At 51.8% G+C, this 8,202-nt stretch carries 8 protein-coding genes; 7 read left to right on the forward strand and 1 reads right to left on the reverse strand.

From position 1 onward, the window contains the following. Positions 1-140: 140 nt before the first annotated feature. Genes ABY436_RS17535 through ABY436_RS17560 form a run of 6 tightly spaced genes read left to right on the forward strand, consistent with a single transcriptional unit; the run spans position 141 to position 7,339 of the window. Positions 141-1,184, forward strand: coding sequence for an AAA family ATPase (locus ABY436_RS17535; protein ID WP_372740225.1), 1,044 nt, complete (start codon positions 141-143; stop codon positions 1,182-1,184). Between the two features lie 14 nt (positions 1,185-1,198). Next, positions 1,199-2,140, forward strand: coding sequence for a DUF58 domain-containing protein (locus tag ABY436_RS17540; RefSeq protein ID WP_372740226.1), 942 nt, complete (start codon positions 1,199-1,201; stop codon positions 2,138-2,140). Next, positions 2,140-2,616, forward strand: coding sequence for a DUF4381 domain-containing protein (locus ABY436_RS17545; protein WP_372740227.1), 477 nt, complete (start codon positions 2,140-2,142; stop codon positions 2,614-2,616). The genes ABY436_RS17540 and ABY436_RS17545 overlap by 1 nt, the downstream gene beginning before the upstream one ends. Beyond that, entirely contained in the window at positions 2,609-3,595 is a 987-nt protein-coding gene (locus ABY436_RS17550; RefSeq protein ID WP_372740228.1) for a VWA domain-containing protein, read from the forward strand. Before ABY436_RS17545 ends, ABY436_RS17550 begins: the two co-directional genes overlap by 8 nt. A gap of 1 nt (position 3,596) precedes the next feature. Beyond that, positions 3,597-5,516, forward strand: a complete 1,920-nt coding sequence (locus ABY436_RS17555; RefSeq protein ID WP_372740229.1) for a VWA domain-containing protein — start codon at positions 3,597-3,599, stop codon at positions 5,514-5,516. Continuing rightward, the gene (locus ABY436_RS17560) at positions 5,510-7,339 is read left to right on the forward strand and encodes a BatD family protein (RefSeq protein ID WP_372740230.1); all 1,830 of its coding nucleotides are present in this window, start codon (positions 5,510-5,512) and stop codon (positions 7,337-7,339) included. Before ABY436_RS17555 ends, ABY436_RS17560 begins: the two co-directional genes overlap by 7 nt. A gap of 28 nt (positions 7,340-7,367) precedes the next feature. On the opposite strand, the gene cadR is transcribed toward ABY436_RS17560, so the two are convergent. Continuing rightward, positions 7,368-7,838, reverse strand: coding sequence for a Cd(II)/Pb(II)-responsive transcriptional regulator (gene cadR, locus ABY436_RS17565; RefSeq protein WP_372740231.1), 471 nt, complete (start codon positions 7,836-7,838; stop codon positions 7,368-7,370). A gap of 115 nt (positions 7,839-7,953) precedes the next feature. Here cadR and ABY436_RS17570 point away from each other — a divergent pair. Continuing rightward, on the forward strand, positions 7,954-8,202 hold a 249-nt coding region (locus tag ABY436_RS17570; protein ID WP_372740232.1), incomplete at its 3' end, for a hypothetical protein.

Below are 8,202 nucleotides of genomic sequence, written 5' to 3' on the forward strand. Positions count from 1 at the left end.
AGCGTTGAATTTTTTCGACCTGTCGCCATCTATAGAATGTCTATTTAACACCGCTTAGCATTGCGTCGACAAATATCAGGTTGGGCGCGGAGCAATGTATTGAATCTGGTTGAAACACATAACGTCACTGGGAGATACCGATGACTGCAGAGGTTGTGGTTGCTGATAGCAGCGAAAGTACTAAGAGCACTGAAAGCATCGTCAGTACAGCAAGCACGCGTCAGGCGACGTTACAACGCTTACGTGTGGCGCTGCAGAGTAAAGTGGTAGGGCAGGATGGTTTGATTGAGAACCTGTTGATTGCTTTGTTAACCGACGGGCATGTGCTGTTAGAAGGCCCGCCAGGTCTGGCTAAAACGCGGACGATCCATGCATTAAGTGATTTGCTGGAAGGTGAGTTTAAGCGCGCGCAGTTCACGCCGGACTTGTTGCCGAGTGATATTACCGGCACAGAAATTTTTAATTCACAAAAGGGTGAGTTTCAGTTCCGCCCCGGTCCCTTATTTTGCAATATGCTACTGGCCGATGAGATCAACCGTGCACCGGCGAAAGTTCAATCGGCCTTGTTGGAAGCGATGGGTGAGCGTCAGGTGACAGTGGCCGGGCAAACTTATCCGTTACCGCGCGCTTTCATGGTGATGGCAACGCAGAATCCGCTGGAGCAGGAAGGTACATACCCGTTGCCGGAAGCGCAGCTGGATCGCTTTATGTTACATGTGCGTGTGGATTACCCTCAGCATGAACAGGAAAAGCTGATTTTGCGACTGGTGCGTAATGAACATACGGATGTTGTGAAACCAAAAGATGGTATCTCTGATGTGCTGCTGAGTGAAGCGGCATTGTTGGAAGCGCGGCGTGAAGTGATGGGTGTGTTTCTGGCGGATAGTCTGGAAGATTATCTGGTCGCGCTGGTGATGGCGACGCGTAACATTGGCGCCTATGGTGACGATCTTAAAAACAGCTTAACCTTTGGTGCCAGCCCACGCGCCACCATTGCGCTGGATCGGGCGGTACGTGCCAAAGCCTGGTTACAGGGGCGTGATTTTGTCACGCCGGATGATATTCAGGAGATGCTGCCGAGTGTTTTGCGTCACCGTATCGGCCTGAGTTATATCGCCGAGGCGAATGGTCTGGATAAAGATCAGTTGATTGCTGAATTGATCGCCCGTGTAGCCGTACCCTAGGCAAAGAGGTCATCATGTTTGTTGCAGATAACAGCCCACGTCCGGTGCCAGCGCAGCGCCATTGTATCTCGTTAGATGAGCTGCTCAGTTTGCGTCATTGGCCGCCAGCGCGTAGCCCCGGACGACAGCGGATGGCGATTCGTGAAGGTCATCATCTCAGCCATATTCGTGGCCGGGGGATGGAATATGATGATGTGCGCGAATACCAGCCGGGTGATGATATCCGTCATCTGGACTGGCGTTTAATGGCTCGTACCGGCGAAGCACATACCAAGCTGTATCACGAAGAGCGTGAGCGTCCGGTTTTTGTGCTGGCGGACCTTCGGCCTGCGATGTTTTTTGCCACTCAGGGGCATTATAAATCAGTACTCGCCTGTTACGCCGCTGCCATGACAATCTGGACGACACTGGCGAATGGTGATCGGGTTGGCGGGCAGATTTTAGGTGCTGGCAGTGAGCAACTGTTTCGTCCCAGTAGTAATCGTCAGCAGGTGATGGCGATGATGGCCGCATTAGAGCGAAGCAGTGCTCACTTGGATAGAAGCATGCCAGACAACACGACGCCCTCACCCTCGTTGGCTGATGTGCTGGCGGGTGCGGATCGTTACATCAGCAGTGGCACTTTGTTATATATCTTCAGTGATTTTCATGATGTTGATGAAGCGGTGCAGCAGCACCTGATGCGACTGGCGCAGCGTTGTGAACTCAAACTGGTACTCATCTCTGATCCGCTCGAACAGCAACTGCCGCAGGGTAAACGTTACCGTTTTTTCGGCAGCGGCCGTGAATTGGTAGTGGATGCTGACCAGCAGCAGCAACAGCGTTATCAGCAGCAGTTTCAAGCCCGCATAGCGTTATTAGAGCGTTTACGTAATCTGCGCGGTGTTGAGTTTGCGCATTGGCAGACACATCATCACCCGTTATTTAGATCACCACTTATGCAGGCAGTGATCTGATGAACAAAGAATCGTTGCCTTTGCGTCCGATGCAGTTACCGGAAGCGATTGGCTGGTGGCCGATGGCGCCGGGCTGGTGGCTGCTGATTCTTTTGTCGGTGACCATCGTCATCGCTATGATCTGCTGGCTTCGTCGGCGCCTGGCAGACCCGCGCCGCGCTGCATTGGCTGAGCTGAAAAGTATCCAACAGCGTTTTCAGCATGATGGAGATAGGAGGGCGCTGATTAATCACTGTAATCAACTGCTAAAACGGACGGCGTTAACCCTCTTTCCGCGTCAGGATGTGGCGGCGCTGTCAGGCGATGATTGGCTGGCGTTTCTATTACGTAGTAGCCGTGGTTGTCAGCCTCAGGGATTACAGTGCTTAGCAGATGGTCCTTACCGTCCAGATACTGATTACGATACGGCGGCACTGTTTTCAGCTTGCCGTCAGTGGTTGAAAACTGTCAAAAAAGGGAAGCAAAAGCATGTTTGACGTCGCTTTGCCCTGGTTGCTGTTGCTCGCGCCTTTGCCTTGGTTGGTGCGCTGGCTAGTGCCGGTTACCCGGCATTCCAAACAGAGTGCTTTACAGGTGCCTTTTATTGAAAGCATGGAGCAGGCAGTGGGTGGATCGACCAGCATCACACAGCGGAGTGATTTATGGATCACCTTAATCGCTTATCTGGCGTGGTGTCTGTTGCTGGTGGCTGCTGCACGGCCACAGTGGTTGGGTGAACCTGTTCCGCAGCAACGTGAAGGGCGCGATATGATGCTCGCCATCGATCTGTCTGAAAGTATGCTGGAAGAGGATTTTGAACTGGGAGGGCGCCTGATCAACCGTCTGATCGCGACAAAAGTGGTGGCCGGTGATTTCATTGAGCGTCGCAAAGGTGATCGTATCGGTCTGATTTTGTTTGGTGAACAGGCGTACCTGCAGGCGCCGCTGACACGTGACCGGAAAACGGTTAAGCAGTTACTGGATGAAGCGCAGATAGGTCTGGCCGGAAAACGAACCGCGATTGGCGATGCGATTGGGTTGGCAGTGAAGCGCTTTAAAGAGATGGATAACGAGCAGCGGATATTGGTGTTGATCACTGATGGTACTAACACCGCAGGCTCGATTGGGCCGGATAAAGCCACTGAACTGGCGGCGGCAGAAGGCTTGAAGATTTATACCATCGGTATTGGCCGGGATCGAACTCAGCGGGGGTTGATCAGTCAGTTTTTTGGTGGTGGAACCTCCGCAATTGATGAGGAGGCATTGCAGCAGATTGCAGAAAAAACCGGAGGGCGATATTTTCGGGCGCGTGATCTTGAGCAGTTATCTGAGATTTATTCATTGTTGAATGAGCTGGAACCCATCGGACAGGATGATGACTTTTATCGTCCGGTAGTGTCGCTTTATCAATGGCCGTTACTTGGTGGGATTTTCTTACTGTGTCTCACTGGATTACTACAGCGGAGGCGTTCTTAAAATGTTAGCTGCATTTCATTTCCAGCAACCGCTCTGGCTGCTGCTGTTACCGGTTTTTGCCATAATGGGTGTTCTCTGGCGACGCGAGAAAGGCCGTACTCAGCAATACTGGTCGCAAGTGTGTGATCCAGCCCTGTTACCGCGCCTGTTAAAAGAAGGGCCAACAGCGTCAAAAAGAGGGCCGCTGTTGGCTATTGCGGTTGCTGCAGCGGCTGTGTTGCTTGCGGTTGCTGCTGCACAGCCGGTATGGAAACAACAACCTGTGCCTGCCTTTAAGCAAAGCGCGGCAGTGGTGATTGCATTGGATCTGTCAGCGTCGATGAATGCGACCGATATTAAACCAAGCCGACTTCAGCGGGCTCATTTTAAGATTGAAGATCTGCTGGGGCGCTTACCGGATAGTCAGGTAGCACTGTTGGTGTACGCGGGCGATGCTTTTGTTGTGACACCTTTAACAGAAGACACCACTACTATTTTGGCGCAGTTGCCAGTGATGCAACCTGAGATTATGCCTTCCCCTGGTAGCCGTGCGGATCGTGCACTTAAGCAAGCGAATGAGATGCTAGCTCAAGCGGGAGTGAGAGGCGGTAGCGTTTTACTCATCAGTGATGAAGTTGAACCTGCGCAGATAGCGGCAGAGGCGAGTCGTTTAGCGCAACAGGGAAGAACACTGTCGATTTTAGCCGTAGGGTCAGCGCAAGGCGCACCGATACCGACGCAGTTCGGGCCCTTAAAAGATCGCCAGGGGCAGGTCATACTGGCGCGTACTAATATGCCGGAGATGCGTGAAGCGGCAGCATTAGGCGGCGGTAAGGCCGTGCAGCTGGTGGCGGATGATTCCGATTTAACCACCCTTATTGCCACGTTCGCCAGCGGCAAGCGCGAAGAAGTCAAAGCCGCCACTGAGGTTGAACGCTGGATAGCGGAAGGTCCGTGGTTTGTGTTGCTGGCGCTTGTGTTGTTGTTGCCGCTGTTTCGGCGGGGTATGTTGAACCAGGTGTTACCTGTGATGTTACCTCTTATATTTCCTCTGATATGTCTGGGTGCCCTGTCTTTTGCGCCGGATGCGCAAGCCGGGATATGGCAGGATTTATGGAAAACGGCTGATCAGCAGGCCGCAGAACAGTATCAGGCGGGTGATAAAGCGGCGGCTGCAGACACATTTGCAGACCCGCGCTGGAAGCAAGTTGCCGCGTATGAAGCGCAGAACTATGACGCGGCATTACAGAGCGTCGCAACGCCGCAAACCGCTGCCGATTGGTATAATCGCGGTAATATTCTGGCGCAACAGCAGGCGATTGATGAGGCGATTGCGGCGTTTGAGCAGGCACTGAAGCAACAACCTGATCATGAAAATGCTAAGGTAAATAAAAAATTGCTGGAAGATCTGAAAAAGCAGCAGGAACAGCAGCAAAAACAAGATCAACAGCAGCAAGACCAACAGCAGGGCGGCGAACCGCAACAGTCATCCTCTGATAAACAGGACAAGCAGGATCAGCAAGGGCAGCAAAGTGAGCCAACTGATCAGACTCAATCAGGCGAACAGGCATCAAATAATGAAAAAAACGCTTCGACCGAAACGCCACCCCAAACCGACCCGGCAAAGAAAGATCTACAAGGTGAAACGGCCAATCAAACTACAGAGCAAACAACGGATAGTACGAAAGAAAAGGATAAAGGTCAGAAACAAGCGGCAGATTATCTTAAGCAACAGATGGATCAGGCTCGGTCACATGATGGCGAAGAGACGGCCAGTGTTACTGCAGAGCAACCTGATCAGCCCATAGATGAATCTGAACAAGCGAGGCAGCAGCTCCTTAACCGAATTATAGATGATCCGGCAGGCTTATGGCGTCGCAAATTTCTCTATCAGTATCGCCAGCAGGCTGAGCAAAACTCGGGAGAGGAAAAAACATGGTAAGCAGAACGCGGGCATGCTTCTTCGTTATGCTTTTGTGTGTCAGTCTTAATCTACAGGCCGCCATTAAAAGCAGTATTAACCACAGTCTGATTGAACAGGGCGAAAGCATTCAACTGAGTATTGATCTGAAAAATATCGATGGCAATAAGATTGATTTAACGCCGCTGGAAGCGGATTTTGAAGTGCTCGGCCGAAGCCAGCAGTCCAGCACGATCATTCGTAATGGCAAGCTCGACAGTTCGACAATGCTGGTGCTGACACTGTTACCCAAACGGGCGGGCGATCTGCAGATACCGTCGATCAGCATTGATGGCGAACAGACCGAATCACATGCGCTGCGTGTGTCAAAAGTCACTCAGCCCACAGCAGTAGAGGGCGGCATTGAGATGTTATCAACGCTCTCCAGCCAGCAACCAAGAGTGCAGCAGCCATTAGTTTATCAAACCAGTTTGTTGCTGGGGCGGCAGATATTTAACGCCACCTTACAAGGCCCTGACATCACAGCAGGACAGGCATTGATTGAACCGCTGGGTGATCAGCGACAGTATCAGCAAACATTAAATGGCCGTCAGATTAGCGTCGTTGAGCAAGCCTGGCTGATTACACCGCAACAGAGCGGGGCGTTGACTATCAGCCCTGCAAGACTCGTCGGACAGATTCAAACGGGCCGCCAGAGCCGCAGTCCTTTTAGTGGCGGGTTCTCCGGTTTTTCTGACCCTGGTGAGATGCGCCGCATTCAGATAGCGGCACAGGGCTATCAGTTGGAAATTGAGCCGATACCCGCCGGTTTTACTGGTAACACCTGGCTTCCTGCAGAAAACCTAACCTTGACGGATAGTTGGAGCAGTGATCAGTTCATGGTGGGGGAGCCAATAACCCGGACAATTACGCTGCAAGCCGAAGGCGTCAGTCGCCATCAGATAGCCGAACTCGCTTTGCCGGATATTGATGGTATTAAGCAGTATGCATCGACCCCTGATGTTGGCCAGCAATATGAAAATGACGTGTTGACCTCGACGCTGACATCGGAAGTGACCTTGATTCCCGAACGTGCAGGTCAGCTGTTCCTGCCAGAGGTGCGCATTCCCTGGTGGGACGTGAAGAGCAACAGCGAAAAAACAGTGATACTTGCCGCGCGAAGCATATCAGTGGCGGCGGCGAAAAATGTACAGCGCCAACCTGTCCCTGCTACAGCTTCTGCAACAGCGAAGCCACAGGACCCTATAGGCAGTTCGCTACAAGAGCCTGCTTTGCAAAACCCAGCGCCAACCTCGGCGACACAAACACGTACGCAGCCAACGCCAATAAATTCAGTGGGTGCTGTTCCTGCGCAAACTTCGTCAGTGGCTACAAACGATCAATCGCTCAGCATAGGATGGATCGCGCTCTTCGGAGCGCTGGTGGGAAGCCTGGCAACATTATTGATTGTCTGGCTACTACAAAAGCGCGCTCATCGGCAGCCGCTAAAGTCTGATGCGAAGTTGCAATCCGGCCCGCACCGGTCGCTCTCTTCTTTGAAAGAAGCGTGTCACAGTCATAATGCCGCTGCAGCACGATTGGCGCTGATTGAGTGGGGGCAGCAGTTTTGGCCAGAGTGTAGTAATTTGAACCAGCTCTCTTTGAGAGTCAGCCCTGAGCTGCGAGAGGCGATTGCAGATCTGCATAAGCGCAGTTATAGCCAGAAGAGTTATAGCCAGAAAACCGATCAGGCAGAGCAGCGCTGGCAGGGGTATGCATTGTGGAACGCCGTTCAGGCGTATAAGGGTAAAGAGGTTGCAGATAAGCAGCCAGAGGATAAATTAGCGCCGCTGTTTTTGTCTTAAGCAGAAGGTAAAGATAGCGCGGAATAGTTTATGTGTGTTGCCCGCCACCACATTGACTGCCGGGCACGTGGCTATGTGCTACAGCGGGGTCTGTTAAGTCTTCAGTAGGATGATCCAACTCACGCAGAATACCGCAATCGCTGGTGGTATGGGCTGCCCGACACTGGCCGCGTAGCTCAATCAGCTGTGTTTCCAATATCTGCAGCTCGGCGATTCTGGCCTGTACATGATGTATATGTTCATCAATTAACTCATTAATCGTTTCACAACTGGCATCCGGTTGAGCACGGGCTTTTAGTAATACCTGAATTTCATCATGCGTCATCGCCAACGTGCGGCAGCGACGGATGAAAATCAGCCGCTCCAGGTGGCTATGATCGTAGCGGCGGTAGTTGTTGGCCGGATCACGCAGGGCGGGATGCAGCAATCCTTCTTTTTCATAGTAACGGATGGTTTCTACAGTAAAGCCAACCTGTTTTGCTAATTCACCAATTTTCATCGTTTGCTCCAAGATCGTTCTGCTTTCTTCCTGGTTTATTCACTTTTGAAGCTTGACCCTAAAGCAGCTTCAGGGTGTTTAATGCTAAGCATACGACAGAATGAGGTTAATCACTATGCGCGATTCGATAAGCAGTTGTTGTGGGTCAGTAGCCGATAATAACCCTCAGGAGAAAGAGCAGGGTCATGTACAAAATCACACAGATAATAACCGTGTGACGTCGTGCTGTGCTGCTGAGCCTGCTATTGCCAGTACGCTATCCGGGTCGCAGAGAGTTGATAATGGCTTGCGTACCCCTATTCGTATTATGCAGATGGATTGTCCTACTGAAGAGGCGCTGATTCGCAAAAAATTGGGCACACTG

It is taken from the genome of Neptunomonas sp., from assembly GCF_041601355.1.
GTDB lineage: Bacteria > Pseudomonadota > Gammaproteobacteria > Pseudomonadales > Balneatricaceae > Neptunomonas.